Source organism: Micromonospora sp. CA-248089 (assembly GCF_050948515.1).
In the GTDB taxonomy this organism is placed as follows: Bacteria; Actinomycetota; Actinomycetes; order Mycobacteriales; family Micromonosporaceae; genus Micromonospora.
In genome coordinates this window covers 265,220-287,425 of sequence record NZ_CP192016.1, presented here as the reverse complement: position 1 = coordinate 287,425, position 22,206 = coordinate 265,220, and the positions used below count along the sequence as shown (strand labels likewise).

The 22,206-nt window shown below is 66.6% G+C and carries 18 protein-coding genes and 1 tRNA gene; 11 read left to right on the top strand and 8 right to left on the bottom strand.

Annotated features, from left to right (window positions below; genetic code table 11):
* Positions 1-4 precede the first annotated feature (4 nt).
* Positions 5-304, bottom strand: coding sequence for a hypothetical protein (locus ACQP26_RS01450; protein WP_269702968.1), 300 nt, complete (start codon positions 302-304; stop codon positions 5-7).
* 183 nt (positions 305-487) lie between these two features.
* Here ACQP26_RS01450 and ACQP26_RS01445 point away from each other — a divergent pair, with 183 nt between their 5' ends.
* Positions 488-871, top strand: a complete 384-nt coding sequence (locus ACQP26_RS01445; RefSeq protein WP_433494733.1) for a DUF6223 family protein — start codon at positions 488-490, stop codon at positions 869-871.
* 48 nt (positions 872-919) lie between these two features.
* Here ACQP26_RS01445 and ACQP26_RS01440 read toward each other — a convergent pair whose 3' ends face one another.
* The 4 genes from ACQP26_RS01440 to ACQP26_RS01425 form a co-directional block, all read right to left on the bottom strand.
* Complete coding sequence (locus ACQP26_RS01440) at positions 920-1,582, bottom strand: response regulator (protein ID WP_013283505.1); 663 nt, start codon at positions 1,580-1,582, stop codon at positions 920-922.
* The gene (locus ACQP26_RS01435; protein ID WP_433494732.1) at positions 1,579-2,745 is read right to left on the bottom strand and encodes a sensor histidine kinase; all 1,167 of its coding nucleotides are present in this window, start codon (positions 2,743-2,745) and stop codon (positions 1,579-1,581) included. Before ACQP26_RS01435 ends, ACQP26_RS01440 begins: the two co-directional genes overlap by 4 nt.
* A gap of 131 nt (positions 2,746-2,876) precedes the next feature.
* On the bottom strand, positions 2,877-3,335 hold the full coding sequence (locus tag ACQP26_RS01430) for a very short patch repair endonuclease (protein WP_433496070.1): 459 nt from the start codon (positions 3,333-3,335) through the stop codon (positions 2,877-2,879).
* A gap of 52 nt (positions 3,336-3,387) precedes the next feature.
* The gene (locus tag ACQP26_RS01425) at positions 3,388-4,518 is read right to left on the bottom strand and encodes a DNA cytosine methyltransferase (protein WP_433494731.1); all 1,131 of its coding nucleotides are present in this window, start codon (positions 4,516-4,518) and stop codon (positions 3,388-3,390) included.
* Positions 4,519-4,868: 350 nt separating this feature from the next.
* Between ACQP26_RS01425 and ACQP26_RS01420 the strand changes: the two genes are divergently transcribed.
* The 9 genes from ACQP26_RS01420 (at position 4,869) to ACQP26_RS01380 (ending at position 19,495) form a co-directional block, all read left to right on the top strand.
* Positions 4,869-7,976, top strand: coding sequence for a hypothetical protein (locus ACQP26_RS01420; protein ID WP_433494730.1), 3,108 nt, complete (start codon positions 4,869-4,871; stop codon positions 7,974-7,976).
* Positions 7,977-8,006: 30 nt separating this feature from the next.
* Positions 8,007-13,469 carry a DEAD/DEAH box helicase gene (locus ACQP26_RS01415; protein WP_433494729.1) on the top strand — a complete coding sequence of 1,821 codons (5,463 nt, stop codon included), beginning with the start codon at positions 8,007-8,009 and terminating at the stop codon, positions 13,467-13,469.
* A 31-nt stretch (positions 13,470-13,500) separates the two neighbouring features.
* Entirely contained in the window at positions 13,501-14,343 is an 843-nt protein-coding gene (locus ACQP26_RS01410; RefSeq protein ID WP_433494728.1) for a hypothetical protein, read from the top strand.
* 41 nt (positions 14,344-14,384) lie between these two features.
* Positions 14,385-15,668 carry a ParB N-terminal domain-containing protein gene (locus ACQP26_RS01405; protein WP_433496069.1) on the top strand — a complete coding sequence of 428 codons (1,284 nt, stop codon included), beginning with the start codon at positions 14,385-14,387 and terminating at the stop codon, positions 15,666-15,668.
* Entirely contained in the window at positions 15,665-17,554 is a 1,890-nt protein-coding gene (locus tag ACQP26_RS01400; RefSeq protein ID WP_433494727.1) for a DEAD/DEAH box helicase, read from the top strand. Before ACQP26_RS01405 ends, ACQP26_RS01400 begins: the two co-directional genes overlap by 4 nt.
* Positions 17,555-17,579: 25 nt before the next feature.
* On the top strand, positions 17,580-18,470 hold the full coding sequence (locus tag ACQP26_RS01395) for a DUF3883 domain-containing protein (RefSeq protein ID WP_433494726.1): 891 nt from the start codon (positions 17,580-17,582) through the stop codon (positions 18,468-18,470).
* A 280-nt stretch (positions 18,471-18,750) separates the two neighbouring features.
* Positions 18,751-18,822, top strand: a tRNA-Lys gene (locus ACQP26_RS01390).
* A gap of 143 nt (positions 18,823-18,965) precedes the next feature.
* A complete protein-coding gene (locus tag ACQP26_RS01385; protein ID WP_433494725.1) occupies positions 18,966-19,241 on the top strand; it encodes a type II toxin-antitoxin system Phd/YefM family antitoxin in 276 nt (91 codons plus the stop codon).
* The gene (locus tag ACQP26_RS01380) at positions 19,238-19,495 is read left to right on the top strand and encodes a Txe/YoeB family addiction module toxin (RefSeq protein WP_433494724.1); all 258 of its coding nucleotides are present in this window, start codon (positions 19,238-19,240) and stop codon (positions 19,493-19,495) included. Before ACQP26_RS01385 ends, ACQP26_RS01380 begins: the two co-directional genes overlap by 4 nt.
* Here the strand turns inward: ACQP26_RS01380 and ACQP26_RS01375 are convergent.
* Genes ACQP26_RS01375 through ACQP26_RS01365 form a run of 3 tightly spaced genes read right to left on the bottom strand, consistent with a single transcriptional unit; the run spans position 19,480 to position 21,580 of the window.
* Positions 19,480-20,196: a hypothetical protein gene (locus ACQP26_RS01375; protein ID WP_433494723.1), complete on the bottom strand. Its 717-nt coding sequence runs from the start codon at positions 20,194-20,196 to the stop codon at positions 19,480-19,482. The genes ACQP26_RS01380 and ACQP26_RS01375 overlap by 16 nt on opposite strands.
* A 22-nt stretch (positions 20,197-20,218) precedes the next feature.
* Positions 20,219-20,896, bottom strand: coding sequence for a hypothetical protein (locus ACQP26_RS01370; protein ID WP_433494722.1), 678 nt, complete (start codon positions 20,894-20,896; stop codon positions 20,219-20,221).
* Between the two features lie 45 nt (positions 20,897-20,941).
* Positions 20,942-21,580: an NAD(P)-dependent oxidoreductase gene (locus ACQP26_RS01365; RefSeq protein WP_269702979.1), complete on the bottom strand. Its 639-nt coding sequence runs from the start codon at positions 21,578-21,580 to the stop codon at positions 20,942-20,944.
* Positions 21,581-21,652: 72 nt separating this feature from the next.
* Between ACQP26_RS01365 and ACQP26_RS01360 the strand changes: the two genes are divergently transcribed.
* Entirely contained in the window at positions 21,653-22,165 is a 513-nt protein-coding gene (locus ACQP26_RS01360) for a MarR family winged helix-turn-helix transcriptional regulator (protein WP_269702980.1), read from the top strand.
* The last annotated feature ends 41 nt before the right edge of the window (positions 22,166-22,206 follow it).

Genomic DNA, 22,206 nt, shown 5'->3' with positions numbered 1-22,206 from the left:
CCGCTCACGGACGGGGGTTCGTCCGCACCCAGCCCTTCTCCCGGTCGCGGCGACCGGCGGTGGCGGCGAGGCAGCGCGGGCAGAGCCAGCCCTCCGGGTCGGCCTCGGTGAGCACGTCGGTGCCGGAGTAGTCGAACGGCACGTGCGGGAAGCGGCGCAGCCGGGTCCGGCTCAGCGGCAGCCCGCACAGCGTCTGGTTCCGCCCCGGCAGCCAGGCGTGCACCTCACCGCCGGGCCGGCGTACGCCGTCGTCGCCCGGCACCTCGCGGGACGCCGCCACGGCGGCGGTGCTCGTGACTCGCATGGTCGCCCAGGTTCCCCGGCCGCCGCCGTTCACGCCTGACGGGTCACAACCCCTGGGGTACGCGGGCGGAGCGCGTACTCCCGTGGTGGTAGCCCGCTCGACGACTCCGGGACGACGACCGGCGGCGATGCCCGTCCATACGCTGCGGCCGTCACCACTTGTCGCGACCCGAGGGAGTCTCAGATGTCCATCCGTCACCTGCTCGCCACCACAGTCGTCGGAGAGTTCGCCCCGGCCGCGCACACCTCGCTGGCCGAAGGGGGCATCGGCGGCTCCGGCCGGGCCGGCGCCACTGCCTTCGCCGTGGTGGCCCTGGCCAGCGTGGTCGTCGGCGGGCTGGCGCTCAACCGCTCCCGCCGCGGGGCGGGCGAGGGGCGCGTCCAGGCCCTCGTGGCTGCCGCGGCGGGAGTGGTCGGGCTGGTCCTGAGCGCGTGGCACCTGGCGCTGACCACCGAGGGTCTCGGCAGCGGTCAGGGCCGGGCCGGCGCGGTCGCCGGTGTGGCGTTCGGGCTGATCGGGGCGGTGCTGGGCGGGCTGGTGCTGGCCCGTTCCCGGCGTACCGCCTGACCGGCCGCTCGGTCCGTCCCGGCAGCTCGGTCCATCCCGGCCTCTCGGTCAGGACGCGGTGAGCCAGCCGGGCACGGTGAGCCCCGACTCGTACGCGAGCACCACCAGCTGGGCCCGGTCCCGTACCCGCGTCTTGGTCATGATCCGGCTGACGTGCGTCTTCGCGGTGGCCGGGCTCAGCACCAGCCGGGCCGCGATCTCGTCGTTGGACAGGCCGGCGGCGACCAGGGCGAGTACCTCCCGCTCCCGCTCGGTCAGCGCGTTCAGTCGGGGGCCCGGGTCCGGGTGCCGGGTCCGGGCGGCGAACTCGGCGATCAGCCGGCGGGTGACGGCCGGGGCGATCAACGCGTCGCCCCGCGCCACCACCCGTACGCCGTGGATCAGCTCCGCCGGCTCGGTGTCCTTGACCAGGAACCCGCTCGCGCCCGCCCGCAACGCGCCGTAGACGTAGTCGTCCAGGTCGAAGGTGGTCAGGATGATCACCCGGGCGTCGGTGCCGGCGACGATCTCCCGGGTGGCGGCGAGCCCGTCCAGCAGCGGCATCCGGATGTCCATGAGGACGACGTCCGGCCGCAGTTCCCGCGTCAGCCGTACCGCAGTGGTGCCGTCGGCTGCCTCGCCGACCACCTCGATGCCGTCCTCGCCGTCGAGGATGGAGCGGAAGCCGGCGCGTACCAAAGTCTGGTCGTCGGCGAGCAGCAACCGGATCATGTCGTCTCCCCCCGTGCCGTGCGTGGCGCCGGGACCGGCAGCGGGGCGGGCCGCAGCGGAAGGCGGGCCCGCACCAGGAACCCGCCGTCCGGCCCGGGCCCGGTGGTGAGCGAGCCGCCCAGCGCCCGGGCCCGCTCCTCCATGCCGAGGATCCCGTTCCCGGGCGGACCCGTGGGACCGGCGCCGTCGTCCGCCACCTCCACGAGCACCTCGTCGCCGTCCGGCACGACCCGGACCACCGCCGTGCGCGCGCCCGCGTGACGGCTCACGTTGGTGAGTGCCTCCTGGACGATCCGGTACGCGGACAGATCCACCTCGGGCGGCAACGGCCCGGTCTCCGTCACCTCGGTACGCACCGTCAGCCCGCATCGCCCGGCCGCCGTGACCAGCTCGTCGAGGCGGTCGAGACCGGGTGCGGGACGGCTCGGGGACGTACCCTCCTGGCGGAGCACGCCGAGCGCCGCCCGCAGCTCGCGCAGCGTCTCCCGGCTCGTCTGCTTGATCACGGCGAGTGCCTCCGCGGACCGCTCCGGATCGGGCCGGTGCAGCGCGGCGCTCGCCTGCACGCTGATCAGCGACAGGTGGTGGCCGAGCAGGTCGTGCAGCTCGCGGGCGATCCGCAGCCGCTCCTCGGTGGCCCGGTGGCGGGCCTCCTCTTCCTTACGCTGCTCGGCTGCGAGCACCCGGGCCTGCACCTCGGCGAGATAGGCCCGCCGGTTACGGGTCACACCGACGATGACCGCGACCAGCCAGCCGGCGTGCAGCAGCGTCGCTCCGTTCCCACCGGCACCGGTCCGGGTGTAGCTGTCGGCGACGGCGAAGGAGACGACCGAGGCCAGGCCGAGCCCCACCGCGACCGCGAGGTGCCCCTCGTCGACGACCGTGTACAGCGCCACGACGAACACCAGCATGATCGGCCCGGGCCGGTGCAGCAGAGCCCCGTACGCGGCGACCGCGGCCAGCGCCACCAGGCCCACGGCCACCGGTTGTCGCCGGCGCAGGTAGAGCGCGCCGGAGGACACCAGGACGACAAGCAGCGCCACGAACTCGGCGGTGGTGTCGACGCCCTCCGCCTGCACCACCAGGCCGAGCAGGGCCACCAGGGCGACGGCAGGCACCACTGCGGCTTCCGCTTTGAGGCCGTGCCGGCGCCAGCTCGACATTGCCGAAGCGTAGCGGTCCGCGGACGCAGCGGAGGGCCCCGACATGGGTTTCGTGGCGGCCGGAGGGCGTCGGGAGGGTCGCTGCGCAACGCACGCCGGATTGATCCGGTTTCGGGCAACCGCAAGATCAATTACGGAGCTCTGAGATTTCTCTCATTCACAGCCCACTCGCGGCGATCTGTGCCTGAACGGATCGCCCCCCTTTTTTCTGACGTCGGACCGCTCTTGAGAGCGGCCCATACGCGCGCGACCGACTCCTCGGTGGCAGTGTGCTCCCAGAGCCGGATCACCTGCCAGCCAGACTCGCGTAGAGCCTGATCAACCGCGCTATCCCGCTCTTGATTCCGAGCAATCTTTTTATGCCAATAGCCGCTCGGATCGCTCGGCATCCTCCCGTGACTGGGACATCCGTGCCAGAAGCAACCGTCGACGAAGACTGCCACACGAGCCCGGGTGAAAACTACGTCCGGGCGCACGCTCCGGCCAGGCACGCTGACCTTCAGGTTCACCCGATAGCGCAGGCCGGCCGCGAACAACGCCCGCCTCAGCGCGAGTTCTGGCTTGGTGCCGGCACTACGGTTGGCCCTCATCGCCTTGGTAGCCGACGACGGCGGCGGAGTGGGCGGCAGCGGCACTGGACGGCTAACCTTCGCCGGCTTTGTCGGAGGCAAGCACCGGAATTAGATAGTGCTGTCCGATCCACCGCACGACATCTACCACGACTGCGTCACCGAAACCGAACAATTGCTGGTTAGGGGTGCCCGCAACCAATCGGTAGCTGTCGGCTCCCATAAGCCGCGCATACTCATTAGGCGTCATCCACCGTATCCGGGGTTCGCGGCGCATGCCGAGCTCGACGAGCGCCTGCTTGCTTGAGCCACCGCCTGTCGTACGCAGGCATCCCGCGATGGCGTCACGGCGCAGCTCCCACATGGAGACGCCCTGTCGGGTCCGGCGATAGGCGGACCGATAGGAGATAATATCTTGGTCGCGCAGCGCCTCGAACCGGCTGCGTTGGACCGGGCTGAGGGAGCCGACGAATGCGTCTACTCGGCCGGCGTCCCACCACGCGTCCGCCGGAACGTCATGGTCTACGACCCCATTGAGATCCTTCGGGCCTTCAGGGAGCGGCGGAAGATCTAGATAATGCATATCGCAGGTGCTGCTGTGCCGTTTGTGCAGCGCTGTCACCCACGGCGGGCGGACGTCGCTGGGAGCAGGAACGCCGATGTGCGAGCTCTTTGGCAACTTGTCCTTCGAAATGCCGACTATGAACATCCGGGGCCGCGACTGCGGGACAAAATGCTTGGCGTCGATCGCGAGCACATCAAGAGAATAGTCCAGCTCAGAAAGTTTGACAAAGGCACGTTCAATGTCCTTTCCGCCATGACTGGTGGCAAATCCGTGCACGTTTTCCAGCAATACAACACTCGGCCTTTGCCGCATGCCTTCGAGGATTCGCGCAAACTCAAAGAACATTCCAGACTGGGTGCCATCCAGGCCAAGCCGATTACCCGCGAGCGACAAGTCGATGCAGGGAAAGCTGCTTGTCGCTAAATCAATTCGAGGCGGCAAGTCTGCCGCATCAACCTTGCGTATGTCAACAACCTTGAAGTGCTTGTCAGCATCCGGGTAGTTCGCGCGGTAGGCGTTGAACTTCGCCTGCTTGATGTCGTTGGCCCAGACAACCTGGACACCCAGAGGCTCAAGGGCAGTCCGAACCAGCCCGATACCGGCGAAGAATTCGGCCGCCCGGATCACCCCGCCTGCCACGCGCCCCCCTCCGTCGATCGTCGCTAGGCAGCCTAACCGGCTGCGCCGTCAACGAGGCGCAACCCCGGCCAGGTGTTCGATCATACGTTCCACCGAAGCCAGGGCCCGATCGGTGGAGATGCCCGCCAAACGGACATTAATGACCAACTCATGGTACGGCCAGTAACCCATCGACGTGCGGATCACGTCGGAGCGTTACATGGCTTAATGTTCCGCTAAGGAAGGTGTCGAATGTTGGCGCCTCCAGTTCGGAACGCACACGTCGAAGGACATCGCTTGTTCGAAGCGCGACCCTTCCTTTACTCTGCGAGACTTGACTCTGCCGATACGAAGCGATAGCTGGTCAGCACATGCAACCTCAGCCGGTAGATCGATGGAGGCACTACAGCGCCTTCAACCGAGCCATCGCCGACGTTTTTTTCACCCAGGACGCTGCAGGGCTGCCGGTCTACCTGGACTTTGACGAGGACACCCTGGCACGTATCGGGCATCGGCTGCGACTGTCCACCGACAAGGTGTGGGACTCGTTAGCGCGCTCGGTCGTCGGGGTGCTGTCGTTGCAGTCGCGCTACAGCGACATCTTCGGCCTGCCGTTGCGGCACACGCGGGAATGGCTACGCCGATGGCACGGCACCCCCCGTGACGAACGGGCGGACCTACCCGCCCCGCCCGTGCTGACGCTGCTTGCCGTCTTCAGCATGGCCGCGGAACGCATGGGCAGTGACAACACGATGGCGGCGAGCAACTATTTCGGCCCTCTCGCACAGCTCCTGCGGATCCATGATCCGCAGGAGAAGGAGCGCCTGGCCACCCAGTACCGGCAGCACGTCGAGCTGTTCTGGAGCGTGCTCGGCCTTTGGCTAACCGGCCTGGACGGCATGCGGGGACTGCCGTCGGCGGTGGCACTTTCGCACCGCTACGTCGGGCTGTCAATGTCGCAGGCACTGGTACGGGAACACGACCGGGGCAAGCTTCCCCGGTTCTTTGCCACCTATGGCCTGGACCCGGGTCGAGAGGTCACACCCCGCGAGATTGAGCCGTACCTCGACGATTGGATGCGACGCAAGCCCTCACCGATCAGCCGAAACCTGGCCACCTTGTGGGCTCGGCAGCCCGCCGCACGAGAGCGGATCGCCACCGTCGTCGCGCTTGAGCTACAGACCTGGGACGGCAACGACCGCGACACCTCTCCCCGGGCACCGGCCGGCACACACTGCGGCGAGGCCCGACTGGTCGCTCTAATCCGCTCGAACCTGTTCGGCCGCAATCTCGAATTCAGCCTGGTCGTCAAGCTGCCCGGCCACCACGAGCCGCGGCGCATGCAGGTCGTAAGCGCGGTGGGCTCGCAGAAGCCGGTTCTCGACTTCGTACCCGACGTCAATGGCTGGCACCGCCTGCACCGGCCGGCGGAACTGTCTTACAGCTCAATTCTCGACGGAGTCCTGCGCCTGGACGGTGCCGACGGCGCGCCTCCCGTCTTGCGCCGCCCGCGTCAGGTGTTGCCGATGCGCAAGGACGAAGCGCTCGGGCAGTTCGTTGAGGTCGAGCGGTTGCAACTCGCGGAGGACGGGCTCGTCTTCGCGTTCGATCGGCTCGCTGACGAGGTCGAGAGCCTGCTCGCCCAGGTTGCTCGACCCGGCTACCGGCGGGTCCCTGGAGGTCAAGAAGGTGTGCCTCCTAACTGGACCATGTTTGCTGACATTCAGTTACTAGGCCTGCTTGCGCCCGAGGCCCGCGCCAAACTGCGTGACGATCTCAACGTGCTGCAGCCCTCGGTCTCGTCGCAACTCACCCTCGCGGGAGGAATGAAGTTGCCCGGCCGGATGCGCAAGTATGCCGTGCACGCCCCCCCTGAGCTGCGAGCCGTGACTGTGGCCGCGGAGCACATCAAGCTGGAGATCATCCGCAAGGACGCCGATGCGCTTGACGCCTTCGACGACGCCACGCCGATCACCATCGACCACGTGGTCGCCACTCGCGAGTCGGACGACGCTGCCCTGGTGTTCCCGCTCGCAGACGCCGATCTTGTCGAGGGCGACTACGAGGCCTTGGTGTTCGTCAACCGGTCGAAGGATCCCGCCCAGCGACTGCCCTTCTTCCTACGCTCCGGCGACTACGTCGACCTGGCGCTATGGGCGCGCGCGACCCGACTCACCTACCTGCCGAGAGCTCGACAGGGGTGGGGGGTGCTCAGCGCGGACGAGTACGCCGGGGAATCCGCAGCGGTTGTCGACGGTGCCATCGTCATGGGCGAGGATGTCGCTCCGCGCTACCCAGCGCCTCAGGCCGTGTGGTGGACGGAGCCACGGCCGGCAGCCGGCTCGGCCCTGCCCGAGGCTATGCTAGCGGTGCCTGACCCGAACTCTTGTCTGGTCACCCCGGCACACCATTGGAAGCTGCCGTACGCCGGGAGCAAGGCGCTTGCCGTCGAAGGCACCTGCCTGCGTTGTGGCCTGGTCAAGCGATTCCCGACTACGCCTTGGGCAGCCGAAGCCCGCAAGAAGGCGCGTGACCGCCTCGAGGCCCGGTACCACGTGGACGTGCACCACGTAGCACCCGTGCAGCCGAGCGAGCTGACCTGGGACATTGGCCTCGACGCCCTGATGCACGCCGGCGGCGGCGCCTACTCCTCCTTCGAGCGGGTTGCGTTACAGATCGAGGGCTCCCTGCTGTTCGCTCACGTTTTCGCACACACGCTGGAGTCGCTCGGCCACATACAGATCCGTCGCGACCCCCAAACCCTCGAACCACATGACTGGGAAATTGCTCCGTCCGCAATGGCTGCGCTTGTCGATGGCTCGTATCTGCTAGTCGGCTACTGGCCCGCCGGGTACGTGAACGCCGTCAAGGATTGGGTCCTCGGCACACCAGGACGCCTTGACGTACAACCCGACGCGGAGGGCCCGAGCCGACGGGTACTGCGCGGGCTGCCCGTCGACCAGGTTCACAAGCTGGCAGCCGAGCTCGGAGTCGCTGTTGCGGCCGCGCCGGCGACGGCGATCCTCGGTGCCACACCCGGGCTTAGCGATGTGCTGAGCACGCTGCCCCGGGTAACAATGCCCGGAGCGCGCAGCGTGCAGCAGTTCCACCTCGGCTCTGCTACCTGGGTGACGCAGATACGGCCCGATGCTTCCGGCGCGTACGCGCTGGAGTCCTTCGGCAAGACGTATGTGTTCCGCGACGCCCAGGACGTCGCCGCTGGTACCGCACGTCTCGGCACCGCAAATCTGGTCAAGCATCTCGCCGCTCTGCAGGCTGGCCGCCCGTTGCTGGCCTTCCGACCGGAGGAACGCGCCCTCGACGTTCCACTGGGCGCCGAGCTTCCTGGGCTGTATGGCCGCGCCGCGGTGCTCTGTGCCGGTCGCCCGCCCCGCAGAATCAGGCGGCTACGGGTACTGCGCTACCACGGCGTGCCTCCTGAGATCGCCGAGATGCTGACCGCACGCCTAACGAGCTGATCCCTCTGCCGCACCGAGATAAGGACCGTTATGTCGAAGAACGACGCCGCCACGCCAAGGCCGCGTTTCCCGATGCCGACTCGGGTCTATCGAGAGCTGCAGGACGCATACCTGCGATACTTCGACACGGCTTACTGGCTGCGCGATAAGCCACTGCGCGAGGAGCGCCGGCGGCTGCTGGAGGCACCCGGGTTGCTGTTTACCGACGTGCTGCTCGAACCGGTGGTGCCCTACGACGCCGACTATCCATTGGCCGAGGCGGCGCAGCAGGCTGGCCTGGACCCGGTTGCGGCACGCATCGTCGGCGAGGCGCTGTTCGGCGACTTCGTCCAGCCGGGGCAACAGATGATGCTGCGCCGCCACCAGGCCGAGGCGCTCATCCGATCGTTGAGTAATTCAGCAGGCGAGCCGCACAACGTGATCGTCACCTCCGGCACCGGATCCGGCAAGACCGAGTCCTTTCTGCTGCCCGTACTCGCCCGATTGGTTCAGGAGGCACTCACCTGGTCTCAGCAACCTGAACCGGACCGCTGGTGGGAAGCCACTGACAGCGCCCTCAGCTGGCGGCCGTTACGCGCCCCGGAGAACCGACCTGCGGCGCTACGCACCGTCGTTCTGTACCCCACCAACGCGCTAGTCGAGGACCAAGTCTCCAGGCTGCGCCGCGCACTACGCCGGATTGCGGCGACCGGCGAGGTGTCACCGCTGTGGTTCGGCCGTTACACCGGCGCCACCGCCGGTTCCGGCGACCTACCAGGGCCTAAGGACAAAGACAAGGTACGCGAGGCCGCCGCCGAGATCAGGAGCGCAGCCCAGGATTTCCTCCAGCTGGCCAGCGCGTACGCGGACAGCTCCGACCAACACGCCGTGGAGCAGATGCTCGCTCAGTTCGCCGATCCCCGGCAGGGGGAGATGACCACTCGCTGGGACATGGTCGCCTCACCGCCAGACCTGATGGTCACCAACTACTCCATGCTCAACGCAATGCTGATGCGCGACATCGAGCAGCCGATATTCGCCGACACCGCGGACTGGCTCGCTTCCGACGAGCAGAACACCTTCACCATCGTCGTTGACGAGATGCACCTGTACCGCGGCACGCAGGGCAGCGAGGTCGCCATGGTGGTCCGCAACCTGCTGTCACGGCTCGGCCTGGACGCGAATTCCTCGCAGCTACGCTGCCTGGCTACCAGCGCCTCAATCACCGACGACGGCAAGGGCCGGGGTTACCTGGAGGAGTTCTTCGGCGTTGACCGGTCCAGCTTCCTCCTCACCGCCGGCCAGCCCCGAGCAATCCCCACCCGTGAGCTGCTGTCGCGCGCCGCATTCGAGAAGCACGCCCAAACCCTTCCCGCCCATGGGGTCGAACGCGCGGTCGCGCTCAGCGCCCTGGCCGCCGAGTACCGGCTTTCGGAAGCCATTGCCGCTGCATGTCGCGCCCACCCGGAGGCGCCGACACGGGCGACCAGACTCCCTGACATCCAGCGCCGCCTCTTCGCCGAGCCACCACCTGCCGACGGCGACAGCGCGGCATTCGATCTCGTGATGGAAGCCGCGTCGGAAGCCTGGGACGACCCGGCCATGATCCCACTACGCGCGCACATGTTCGTCCGCACCGCCAGCGGGCTGTGGGCCTGCGCCAACTCGTCCTGCGGCGAGGTGCGCCCCGAGCACGCGTACGCCGGACGGAAGATCGGCCGCTTGTACAGCCGGCCGGCCACGACGTGCCCCTGCGGGGGGCGGGTTCTTGAGGTGCTGTACTGCTTCGACTGCGGCGAAATCAGCCTGGGCGGCTACGTCATCGACCGCCTGCCCGGGACCAACCCGCCGATCCTCGCCCTCGGCTCGTTGGCCGAGAAGGTTCCGTCGGACCAGACCCGCCCGGTCAACCGCCGGGCGCACGGCGAGTACATCTGGTACTGGCCCGAGCCGGACAAGAAAGCCGAAGGCAAGCCCTGGAAGCACAAGCTCGAGGGCAGTGGCGCCAAGGGGCGTGAGATCAACTTCTCGTTTACACAGGCGCGGCTGGATCCGATGTCCGCGCTGATCGTCGAGGACTCCCATAACCCGACCGGTTACGTCCTCCGGGTCAGCCCGATGGGGGAGACCAGAGCCAAGGCACCCGCGCTCCCGGAGAGGTGCCCCCGCTGCGGCGCCCAGAACGTCAACAACGATCTGCAGAAATTTTGGCGCGGCATCGTTCGGTCGCCGATCCGAGGGCACCGATCCGGCCAGTCACAGTCGATCCAGCTCTACCTCGCCCAGTTGTTCCGCAGCATGGGCACGACCGCCGCCGAATCGCGCACCATCCTCTTCACCGACAGCCGCGACGACGCAGCCCGCACCGCCGCCGGCGTGGCCAAGAACCATCACCGCGACCTGGTGCGGCAGCTCATCCGACATGAGCTGGAGCAGCCCGAAATCGACGCTGTCGATGCCGTGCTGGGGATGCTCAGCGGTAAGCCGACGCCGGCGGGGCAGGCGGCTTTTGTCGCCATGCAAAGCGAGCATCCCGAGCTGTTCCAGGCGCTGGTGAAGAAGGCGGCGTTGGGTGTCGCTCCGCCCGAGACGGATGCGCTGATTGCGGCGTACCGGGCGAGTAGAGCAACCGCCCAGCTGCCGTGGTCGGTCACCGCCACCCGGCTTGAGGAGGCCATGGTGCAGCGGGGCATCCACCCTGCCGGACCGGGTGCATCGATGCAGACGTGGCAGGGCGAGCCCTGGTACCGGGTATACGATCCGCCAGAGCCAGATCTCTGGACACCGCTGCACCCGGAGATCCAGATAAAGGGCTACGAGCGCTACCGTCGGGAACTGGCCACGGCGATGGCCGAGGCGGTGTTCGACCGTGCCGCCCGCGACTTGGAGTCCACCGGCCTGGTGGTGGTGGAGCCGCGCAATCCCCAACTGCACGATGCCGGCGTCGCCGAGGACGTCGCGCTGCAGATCCTCCGATCGGTCATCAGGATCCTCGGCATTCAGGGTCGTTATGCGGGCAACAAATACTTCACACCCGCATTCGACATGCCGGGTTCAGTAAAGGGCTACCTGAAGGCTGTCGCCAAAGAACATGGCCTGGCTGGCTCCGGCATTCTGGAAACGTGGGTGAGCCGCGAGATCAGCGGGCGGGTGGCACCCGAATGGGGGCTGCGCGTGGACAGTGTGGAAGCGCCGTTCTTGCTGACGAGAGCCGGGGCGGCGGTCTGGGTATGCCGCCGGTGCAGTTATCGTCACTTGCACGGTTCGGCAGGGGTGTGCGCCGCCCGCGGGTGCCACTACCAAGGCTTGGAGAGGCTTGAGGCCGGCGAACAGGAGCAAGACTACTACGCGTGGCTCGCGGGGCTGGAACCGCGGCGGATGACCGTTGCCGAGCTGACCGGTCAGACCAAGCCCTTGAAGGTCCAGCGACAGCGTCAACGCTGGTTCAAGGAGGCGTTGCTGAAACAGCCGCTTGAGAACCGGTTAACGACACCGCTGGACGTACTCAGCGTGACGACCACGATGGAAGTCGGGGTCGACATTGGCTCGCTGCGCTCAACAGTCATGGCCAATATGCCGCCACAGAGGTTCAACTACCAGCAACGTGTCGGCCGAGCCGGACGCCAGGGACAGCCGTACTCGTACGCTCTGACGGTCGCCCGCTCCCGCACCCACGACGACTACTACTTCAACGCCACCGAGAGGATGACCGGCGACGTTCCACCACAGCCGTTCCTCGATTTGGAACGTACTCGCATCGCCCGTCGCGTAGTGGCGGCTGAGCTGTTGCGCCGGGCCTTTTCGGTATGCATGCCCTCACCAGTGCGGACCCGCGACAGCATCCACGGCATTTTCGGCCTTCGCGACCAGTGGACCGACACCTATCGGCCGCAGGTCAAGCTGTGGCTCGACCATGCGCCCGACGTGGTGGAGGTTGTCGCGGCGCTTACCGTGCGCACCGGCATGACCGCGGCAGAGATAGCAGAACTGGAACGTTGGGCCCGTCTCGACCTCGTATCAGACATCGATGCTGCGCTGAGCAACCCGTTCTACCAGCAGGATCAACTGAGCGAGGTGCTGGCCAACGCGGGCGTCCTGCCGATGTTCGGCTTTCCCACACGCGTGCGCAACCTCTACAAGGGCTACCCCAAAGACAAGCGTGACCTCACGAGCCTGGTGGTGTCCGACAGGTCCCTGGACATGGCGGTGGCAAGTTTTGTGCCCGGCGCGGAGGTCATCCGCGACGGTGAGATTCACACGGCCGTGGGCTTCGCCGCGTACGAAGTCAAAGGGCCACGAGTGCTGCCTGTGGACCCGCTGGGCAAGCCAATCGATGTTAGCAAGTGTCAGAACTGCGGTCGCACATCGGTGGGAGTGGACACGCGGCCGTGCCCTGCCTGCCAGGGAGAGGTCATCACCTTTGTGATGTTCCAGCCGCTCGGGTTCCGCACCGACTACCATGCGCGCGACTACGACGTCGACGGCGAGACGGTGGCGGTCATGGGCTTTCCCGAGCTGGGGGTCGCATCCAACCCGCACCGTTCGGGGACGGTTGAGGCCCTGCGTATCGAGGTATACGAACTGGCCGACATCCTGCGCGTCAATGACAACCTGGGCCGGCTCTTTCCAATGGAAGAGGCGGCCGGCCGGTCGATCGTCGTGAAGGACAGCTCGCTCTACAGTAACGATGTCAAGCTGCCGGCTACCCAGGGACACCGCATAGACGCCGCAATCGGCGAGGTCCGCAAAACCGATGTGCTGGTTGTGACCGCCAGTGACTTGGACATTCCCGGTGGCGTCGTGCCGACCGACGCGGGCGTGCTGCCCGCTGGCCTGCCGGCAATGTGGTCGTTTGCAGAAGTGCTACGCCGCGGCGTGCAGGCCGAGCTGGACATCGACCCGAACGAGTTGTCGGCGGGACTGCAGCCTGTCCGAATCGGCGGCGTTCAGGTGCACCGAGTGTTCCTCGCCGACGCACTTGAGAACGGCGCTGGGTATGCGACGCTGCTCGGTGATCCCCAATTGTTCAGGAAGGTACTCGAAGGCGCCCTCGATGACCTGGGCGCGATGTGGCTCAGCCGGTGCCATGCTACGGAGTGCACCGCCTCATGCCCGGACTGCCTGCGCTCCTTCGATAACCAGCGGATCCACGGTGCGCTCGACTGGCGGCTGGCCCTCGACATGGCCGAGCTTGGGCTGGGCCGCCCCGTCAACTGGGAGCGGTGGTTGGGCCGAACCGGGCCGCTGGTCGCCGGCTTCATGAGTTCCTTTACCTCCTTGGGAATCCAGCAGCATGAGGTTGAGGGAATCGCAGTGCTAGCTCACACGGGCAGCCGCAAGGCAGTCATCCTGCGACACCCGCTGTGGCGTTCAGAGCCAGAGCTATGCACGCCCCAACATCACCGCGTCGCGAGCTGGGTCACCGACGAGCTCGGCTACCGAATCGAGCAAGGCGATCTCTTCGAATTGGACCGCAATCCGGTACGTATCGCCCAACGGCTGCTGACGGAGTGACTAGGCCGGGCACGAGGGAGGACTGAAGACAGTGTTACCCGACGAGGCCGCGCCCTGCCGCCACGCGGGGGCGCCGCCGCCAGCGGTCGTGCAAAGGGTGCAGGACCTCGTTCAAAATCTTGTCGCAGAACGTGATGTCCTCGCCCGGTACGGCTTAACTGCTGAGGAGTACCGCGACGCCCTGCCGGCGGCGATCGAAGCGGCGCGTGGCAGCATGAGCGCGGGCAACACCGACCGCCGCCAGTTCCTTGTCGACATCCTTCAGGCGCTACAGGATACAGGCCTGGTGAATGGCGTCACCAGACCTCGGTACGGCGATAACACCGTGTACCGGCTCGCGGTGCCGGAATTCGGCGACATAGCTATCATTCAAAAGGGTTGCCCGGACGGGGCGCACAGCAGCGTCCGCTGGTCAGTGCCAGATTGGGCTCGTGAGGCCTACCTCTGGTGGCTGTGCGACAGCCTGAAGGCTGAGCCCGGCGAGCACGTCGTCAAGGGAATTCAGAGGATGCGCAGCCGCTTCTTCGACTCGACGGACCGGACAGTCGACGGCGTCATCTTCCACAATCACCTCTGCGGTACACCCATACGCCTCTGCCCGAAACAGGACCGAGCTGTGCAGATCGGCGGAAAACTGGTTCCGCCGCCCTGTGTGTACGTCACGCCCGACAGCGACTCGCATGCGGCCAGCCTGAATTGGGAGGGAAGGCAGCAACGCGTCTTCCCCGGCATCCTGCTCAGTCTCTTCGGCATGGACGACCAAACACAGCCAGCGTACGTCGGACACGTCGGATTCCAGCGGAAGGTCGGCGGAATCCGCACCGTCATATCGGCTAGGTTCGGCGTCGGCAACTCTACCGCTTACAGGAGATGATTCGTTTGCCCAACCCGATGCTTGACCAGGATCGAGTGGCAATGCTTCAGGCGCGCAAGCCCATCCGGCCTGTGACGGTCCCGGCCTGGCCGCGCGAGCAGAAGGAGCTTCCGCAGGTCGAGGTCGAGGTCACCTGGGTGCGCTTTTCCACGCTCAACCATCGCACCAAAGCTGAACAGCGTCGCGAAGTTCACCTGGCTGGCCAGCCAGACCTATTCACCGCCGACCCGCTCGGTCCGGCTGCCCAGGACGCGCAATACCGCATCCTGACCAGCCAGGAGGGCTTCAAAGAACTCAAGGAGGACCTGAGAGAGCGCGGGCAGCAAGAGCCCGCCATCGTCACCGCCGAGGGCGTCCTGATCAATGGAAACCGGCGCGCCGCGGCCCTGCGCTCGCTCTATCAGGACGATGACTGGCTTAAGGCGCGGTACGTCCAGTGCCTCATCCTTCCGGACGATGCCCAACCTGACGAGCTAGTCGACCTTGAGGCCGAGCTTCAGATCGCGCGCGACTTCAAGCAGGACTACTCCTGGATCAACGAGGCGTTCTTGATCGAGGAGCTTTACGACCGCGAGGGCAAAGACTTCGCCCGTGTCGCCCGCCGCATGCACCGCGACGTAGCGAAGGTACGGGACCTGCACGAGAAGCTCCAGCAAGTGCACCAGCTAGTCGACCTGGCCAAGGGTGCACGCCTGCACGTCGACTTCACCGACAACGAGTCGGCGTTCGCCGAACTCGCCCGACACATTCGGAACAAGCCGCCAGCCGAGGCGAACAGCGTACGGTCGGCCTATTTCCTCGGCACCTTGGCCAACGTCGAGTACCGGAAGCTGCGGCACCTGCAACGAGCCGACGCGGCCGAGCTCATCCAGCGAGAGATCGAGCGTGATCCCGCGCTCAAGCCGGTGCTCGACGCCGCCCAATCCGCAACAGATTCCGGGCCTACCGACGACCTGCTGGACGACCTGCTCGGCGACGACCCGCCCGCGCAGCCCCTCAATGAGCTGCTGGGCCTGGTCGCTGCTCGGAAGCCCGACGAGAGCCTGCCTCTTGGCAACGGCAACAAGGTGTCCGCCCGCCAGGTGCTCAGCTCATTGCGAGGCGCGATCACCACCGTTGCCGACGAAGCGGCGGACGAGGCCGCAGAGCAGTCGGCGACCAAGGCGCCACTCATCCATGCCGACAAGGTGATCAACGGCTTGAAGCGGATTCTCAAGGACCTCCCAAAGGCCCGCGCCCAGGTAGAGTGGGATGAGCACACCTTTGCCCGCAAGGTCGCCGAAATTGAAGGGCTGCTGGACGAAATCGAGGGCCGCGCTGCGTGATCATCGCCGAGCTCTACAAACAGGGCCGCCCTATCGTCGTCGTCACGCGGCAGGCCCCGGCCGTCGCCGGTGCGTGGGCCCGCTTGCAGGCAGCCATGTCCCGCGGCATTGTCGGTGGCTCTACTGATCGCATGGATGTGCGCGTCGACGTATTCCTCGCCGAGCTCGCGGCACTGCGGGAGGCCCGGACGATCTTCCACGAGCAGCTGCAGCTCGGTCCGACACTGCAAGACCAAGTGCGTTCACTCATCAGCGACCAGAAACGCCGCGAGGACGTCGCAGCCCGTGTTAGACCGGTATCCCCAGAAGCCCTCGCGGCCGAGCTTTCCGAGGCTGGCTTCCGCCGCGAGCTACGCGATTTTCAGTTAGAGAATCTCGCGCTGATCCAACAACTGCCGCATGGTGCCGATTTCTCCGTGCCCGGTGCCGGCAAGACCACGGTTGCGTTAGCTAATCATGCCCTCGCCCGCGCCCGCGGCCAGGTTGAACAGCTCCTCGTTATTGCCCCGTTGGCCGCCTTCGAAGCCTGGCAAGAGGATGCCGCCGCCTGTTTCGTGCGCCTGCCCACTATCACCGTCCACGCCGGAGCCACGACAATCGACAGCGACGTGGAGGTCCTCCTGACGAATTACAACCGCGTCGCCTCCGACTACGATCGAGTTCGCGCTTATGTGGGGCGCCGCTCCACGCATGTGATCCTCGATGAGGCACATCGGGTCAAACGCGGCGCGCAGGGAGTACACGGCCGCGCAGTGCTCGATCTCGCTTATGCTGCGCGACGCCGCGATGTCCTGACTGGGACCCCTGCACCTCAGGGGACTTTCGACCTAATTGCACTCATCCGTTTCCTCTATCCCGGGCAGGACCAACGGATTCTGCCGGCCAGCGCCTACAACGAGCGGGCCGGCCGTGATGACGACGTGCTACGCGAGACCACCAAGGCGATTCAGCGCTACTTCGTCCGCACCCCCAAATCTCGCCTTGGCTTACCCGCCACCACCTTCAATGTGGTTACACAAGCGATGAGCCCGATCCAGAGGGCGATCTATGACGCTTTGGTCGGTCGCTACCGCGGCGACTTTGAGCTGGACCGTCCGGCTCGCCGGCACTTCGACCGGCTCGGTCGGGTGGTCATGTATCTACTGGAGGCCGCGACCAACCCCATGCTGCTAGTCGCCGGCTCCGACGAGGCCGACGAGCAGGGCTTCTTGCACCCGCCGCTCGCTCTGGATGGCAGCGAGCCACTCGCTGAATTGCTCTCCCACTATCGCAACTACGAGACGCCTTGGAAGTACGAGTATGTCAAGGTGGCGGTCGCGCAGGCTCGAAGCCGCGGCCAAAAAGTCATCGTTTGGTCGACCTTCGTCCGCAACATCCGATCTCTTGCCACCCACCTGGACAGCTTCCATCCGGCCGTTGTACACGGCGGAGTGCCATCGCGGGACAGTGCGCCAGCCGGGGCGGTGACACGCGAGGCCGAGCTGAACCGCTTCCGCCATGATCCAGACTGTCACGTCCTGCTGGCCAATCCGGCTGCATGCGGCGAAGGTGTCAGCTTGCACCACTGGTGTCACCACGCTATCTACCTTGACCGGACCTTCAACGCTGGCCACTTCCTGCAAAGCCAGGACCGGATCCATCGGCTCGGGCTAGCAGCGAACGTCACAACTCGTTTTACACTGCTGCTCAGCGAGGAGAGCATTGATGAGACAGTCGACGTGCGGCTGCGTGAGAAGATCGTCGCGCTTTCCGCGCTGATGAACGACCCGGGATTAGTACGTGTCGCTCTGCCCGAGCCGGACGAGGGCACACCTGAACAGCCAGCAGCGTCGGATGACATTCAGGCTGTCATGTCACACATCAAGGCACAGCTCGATGTTACCTAGGCGCGGTGCGGCATATGCGGTTCTGTTGCTCTGCCACGCCGCCCGCCTTACGGCACGCCGGAACATCACCGAATGGGTCGACGCCGCACGGGGACACGGTGCCTTCGTAGCGGCCGCCACCGACCTGAGCACTCCCGCCGAGCACCTATTGGCTTCGGGGCTCGCGAAACAGGCGGAAACGATTGTGCTGATGCCTCCGCTAGTCGGGATCGCTGGCACGGCCGACAGTGTTACGTTACGTCACGTCGCCCGGGTGTTGTTAATTACCGATCCGCCCGCCTGGCTGCGTATCGCGGTTTCCCTCGAAGGCGTTGCCCGTGAGTACATCCCCACCGCCGATCTACGTGCGCTGGAATGGCTCGATCCCGAGCTGGACGAAATGCTCATTGACGTCTTCCGCGCAGTGAACGGCCCTCTCGACACGGAGGTCCGCAAACGCATCGGAGACGCCGCCGAGGCTGTCGTGCTGGCAGCGCTGCGCGCTGACGGTAGACATCCAACGCACGTTGCGAAGATCTCTGACGCGTTTGGCTACGACATTGAACTCACCGGCCCTCCAAGGCTCCGCTTTGAGGTCAAGGGCTGCAGCGAGAACGGCCGTGGCACTTTCCATCTGAGTCGCAACGAGTATGACAAGAGCCAGATTTACGCGGACGAGTGGGTGCTGACCCAAGTGGTCTTCAATAACTGCGCCTTCGTAGCTTCCCATCTTGAGCGAGCGCACATTGCTGGCATCTTTGAGGCTACTGCCCACGAGATCGGGTCAGCCGTACTGCCAGATACCGAGAGATTTACCTGGACCGATTCGGCGTTGATCAGCCTACCTCCTGGGGTGTGGCGACCCGCACCGTACGCGGTCGCCGACATCGCCCTGCCCGGCCTGGCCGGCAGCAAACACGAAGCCTCCGAACAATGAGAGCCCTACCCATGAACCCGAGCGCGCCGCCGGACCGCGATCGCTCGACCAGCAGTGGGCCGCCCTGTGGGGAGGCAACGTCCGGCGATGGCGAACTTGTGCTACCCACCTGGTTGTAAGATCCTTTGGATCCTCGTGACCGACGGCCAGCATCTCGGCATCACTCCACTAACCACTCTGGGCCGTTGTGCTTGATTCGGGCAACCCTTCCGGCACCGGCCATGCGCACTGGCTGGCAGCCACCGGTCCGGCGGGTGATCAGGTAACCTGATGGGCCGACGGGCCGCTAGCTCAATGGCAGAGCTGTGGACTTTTAATCCATAGGTTCAGGGTTCGAGTCCCTGGCGGCCCACTCTCCCGCAGGTCAGCGACATCTTGTGGGCTGGCGCGAACCGCGATCCCGACGCGCACAGCGGCGAAGGACAGCATCGGCCAGGAGTGTGGCACCAGCGCCCACTAGAGGTACAATTTTCTGTACCTGCCCTGGAGGTCGCCATGCGGACCGTGAACTTCACCCAACTACGCCAGAACCTGGCCGCCGAACTCGACAGCGTCATCAACGACGCCGAGGAAGTGGTGGTGACCCGCTCGGGCCACGAACCGGTGGTCATCGTGCCGCTTGCCGAGTACGAGGCGATGAAGGAAACCGAGTACCTCCTGCGCAACCCGACCAACGCCGCAGCCCTGCGCCGTTCGATCGCCGAGCTTGAGGAGGGCGACGCCGCCGAGCGCGAGCTGATCGACCCGGCGACCGTGCGGGACGTCGCGTGAGGCTGGTCTTCACCGCGACAGCCTGGAATCAGTACCTCAGCCACACCGACCGCAAGCTGGTCAAACGCATCAACGACCTCATCACCGACGTCATGCGCAACGGATATGAGGGCATCGGCAAGCCGGAACCCCTTCGGGGCGAGCTGTCCGGCTTCTGGTCCCGCCGAATCGACCGCGAACATCGGCTGGTATATCGGATCACCAAGAACGACGTCGAGATCATCGCCTGCCGATACCACTACGGCGACCGATAGCTCGATGCGGCAACTGCGTCGGGCCCGGCGGGCGGAACGGCCGGCTCGGGTGCACGTCGGATCAGGATGACGCTGTACGCCACGATCCACACCAGCCAGAGGAGCCACCCGGCGAGGCCGAGCAGGGCGAGGGGGTTGACGCTGCCGACGCCGTACGGGCTGGTCGTCGCGCTGAGGAAAAGCAGCGTCGCGGCGAGCAGGCCGGTGCCGGCGTGCCATCGGGCTATGGCGCCGGTGCGGATGCCGAACATGGACAACCCGAGCAGCGCGGTCGCCAGGAAGACCTGGTTGAAGCCGAACAGGGCGGTGTACAAGCCCCAGAGGCCGTCGACGCCGCCGTCGTGCCGGGCTGCGGAGATCAGGGCGAGGCGGGTGGCCTCGACGCAGGTGAACACGACCGACTGCATGAGCACTCCGGCGAGTCCGACGAGGGACCACGGGTCCGTCCGGGTCCGCCTGTCACGTCCGATGCACACGCACACCCCGACGGCGAAGATCGTGGCCAGCAGCCAGGCCAACGGCAGCAGGGCCGAGGCCAGGCGCAGCGGCTCGGCGCCGGCGGCGAAGACCGCGGTGATCTCGTCGCGGGACGCGGCTTCGGACGGGGTGGGCAGGCCCGCCGTGGTCAGCAGCAGGTTCGCCACGACGAGGATGGCGACGAACCCCAGGCCGGCGATGCCGGCAAGGCGGGAGAAGCTCACGGCAGTCTCCTTCGATCGAGCGTTACGCCGACGTGTGGACGAGCTTGTGGACGGCCGGCAGGGCGCGCATCCCGTGGGCGTCGAGGGTGGCGCGTACGAAGCGATGGAAGCTCGGGCGCGTGAGTTGCCCGGCCAGGAAACGGATCGGTCCGGCGGGCAGACGCGCGTAGTTGACGAGCGCGAACGGCGAGGGTCCGACGGGCCGCAGGGCGGTGGAGTTGTCGACTCCGGTCTTCATGGTGTACCAGCCGGTGACCGAGCGCCAGACGGCTTCGGCGTCGGTGTCCGGCGCGGCGGTGAAGTGGTTGAGTAGGAAGGCGCCGTCGGTCCGGGCGTCGGTGTCGCCGATCCGGGCCACGTTGACGCCGGCGAGAATCTCCTCGCCGGCGAGGGCCGAGACCTCGTCACAGGTACGCACCGTCTGCAGCTGGTCCACGCGCCTCGTGCGGATCAGCATGGCGAGGTCGTACCGTGGTGCGCCCGGCAGTGGCGGGATGAACACCGCCCGGAAGATGCGGACGGACACGACGTCCTCGCGGTCCACGAGGGCGGGAACGGCCTCTACCAGTTCTGCCGCCGCCTGTTGCCGGCGCGGGGTACGGGTGTGGACGGGTGACCGTTGTACGGGCTCGATCTGGAAGCCCAGGTAGATGAATCCGTACGGTTCCGGTTCGGCGAACCGGGGTGGCGGATAGGGCATGGTGCCTCCGTCGGGATTGCCGTTCGCGGGCAGGTCCGCAAGAAGTCAGTACGCGACGCCGATCGCCCGGTGGATGGTCGCGGGATCGTCTGCGGCGGCGAGCATGGCGTGGGCCACGTCGGCCCGCGAGATCGTGTAGCCGCGCGCGACGCTACTGCCGATGGCGGTGCGGTAATGGCCGGTCAGCGGTTTGTTCACCAGCTTCGGCGGCCGTACGACGGTCCATTGCGCCGGGCTGTCCGCCATCGCGTCCTCCATGGCGCGCAGGTCCGCGTACAGGTCTTTGAGCAGCGCGCTGATGGCCGGTAGAAGGATGCGGCGGTTGAGGAAACTGTCCCCGTCGGGTGCCGGGCCGACCGGAGCGGCGCTGACCGCGACGAGGCGGCGGACACCTTCGGCGTGCATCGCGCCCAGAATCGCGCGCGTGGCGGTGGAGGCGACGGGTCCGTCGTGGCGGCCGCGCGGGCCCACGCAGGACAGGACCGCGGCGCTGCCGCGCACCACGGGAGCCAGCGCGTCGATGTCGTCGAGTGTCGACACCGTCGTGACCTCCAGCGCCCTGTGACGCAGGTCGGGGTGGATCGGGTGGCGGGCGACAGCGGTCACGGTGAACCCGCGGTCGAGCGCCTGTCGCACGACGTGGCTGCCGATGCGGCCGTTCGCACCGAAGACGGTCACCCTCATCGACATCCTCCAAATGCGGAGTGGCAGTGACTGTTACCGTAGCGGACAATAACTAGGCCGTACAATATCGGGGTGTACGACGACTCCGCACCACGCGCCGACCGGCCGCTGGCCGGCCGGGCAAACTTCCTGCTGTCACAGCTCGGGTTCCACGTCGCGCAGACGTTCGCCGCGCAGCTGGCACCGCTGGGCATCGCGCCGAACCACTTCGGGCTGCTCATGCACCTGGAGAGCAGCGAAGGCAACACCCAGCAACAGCTCGCCGACGCGCTGGCCATCCACCGCAAGGTCATGGTCGGCCTGCTCGACGACCTCGAGCAGCGCCATCTGGTCGAACGTCGGCGGCATCCCGGCGACCGTCGTGCCCACGCCATCCACCTGACCGACGCCGCGCGCGAGCTGCTGCCCCGTGCTCGTCAGCTCGCCGACCAGCACGAGGCCGAGATCCTCGCCCCGCTCGACGCCGGTGAACGCGCCCGGCTCGTCGCCGTCCTGCAACGGCTCGCCGAGCACACCGGGAACCCGGCCGGCGTCCACCCGGGGCTGCGCCAACCCGCCGCCCGATCTCGCCGGTCCGTCGACTGACCGGGCATCGCCCGGACCACGAGGCCGACCCGGCTCGACCG

Bases quoted from the DNA above. Each gene is read 5' to 3' on its own strand.
- ACQP26_RS01440 (WP_013283505.1), bottom strand. From the start codon at position 1,582: ATGATCCGGTTGCTGCTCGCCGACGACCAGACTTTGGTACGCGCCGGC.
- ACQP26_RS01430 (WP_433496070.1), bottom strand. From the start codon at position 3,335: ATGAGGGCCAACCGTAGTGCCGGCACCAAGCCAGAACTCGCGCTGAGG.
- ACQP26_RS01385 (WP_433494725.1), top strand. From the start codon at position 18,966: ATGCGGACCGTGAACTTCACCCAACTACGCCAGAACCTGGCCGCCGAA.
- ACQP26_RS01445 (WP_433494733.1), top strand. From the start codon at position 488: ATGTCCATCCGTCACCTGCTCGCCACCACAGTCGTCGGAGAGTTCGCC.
- ACQP26_RS01405 (WP_433496069.1), top strand. From the start codon at position 14,385: ATGCTTCAGGCGCGCAAGCCCATCCGGCCTGTGACGGTCCCGGCCTGG.
- ACQP26_RS01415 (WP_433494729.1), top strand. From the start codon at position 8,007: ATGTCGAAGAACGACGCCGCCACGCCAAGGCCGCGTTTCCCGATGCCG.
- ACQP26_RS01450 (WP_269702968.1), bottom strand. From the start codon at position 304: ATGCGAGTCACGAGCACCGCCGCCGTGGCGGCGTCCCGCGAGGTGCCG.
- ACQP26_RS01420 (WP_433494730.1), top strand. From the start codon at position 4,869: ATGCAACCTCAGCCGGTAGATCGATGGAGGCACTACAGCGCCTTCAAC.
- ACQP26_RS01370 (WP_433494722.1), bottom strand. From the start codon at position 20,896: ATGCCCTATCCGCCACCCCGGTTCGCCGAACCGGAACCGTACGGATTC.
- ACQP26_RS01365 (WP_269702979.1), bottom strand. From the start codon at position 21,580: ATGAGGGTGACCGTCTTCGGTGCGAACGGCCGCATCGGCAGCCACGTC.
- ACQP26_RS01435 (WP_433494732.1), bottom strand. From the start codon at position 2,745: ATGTCGAGCTGGCGCCGGCACGGCCTCAAAGCGGAAGCCGCAGTGGTG.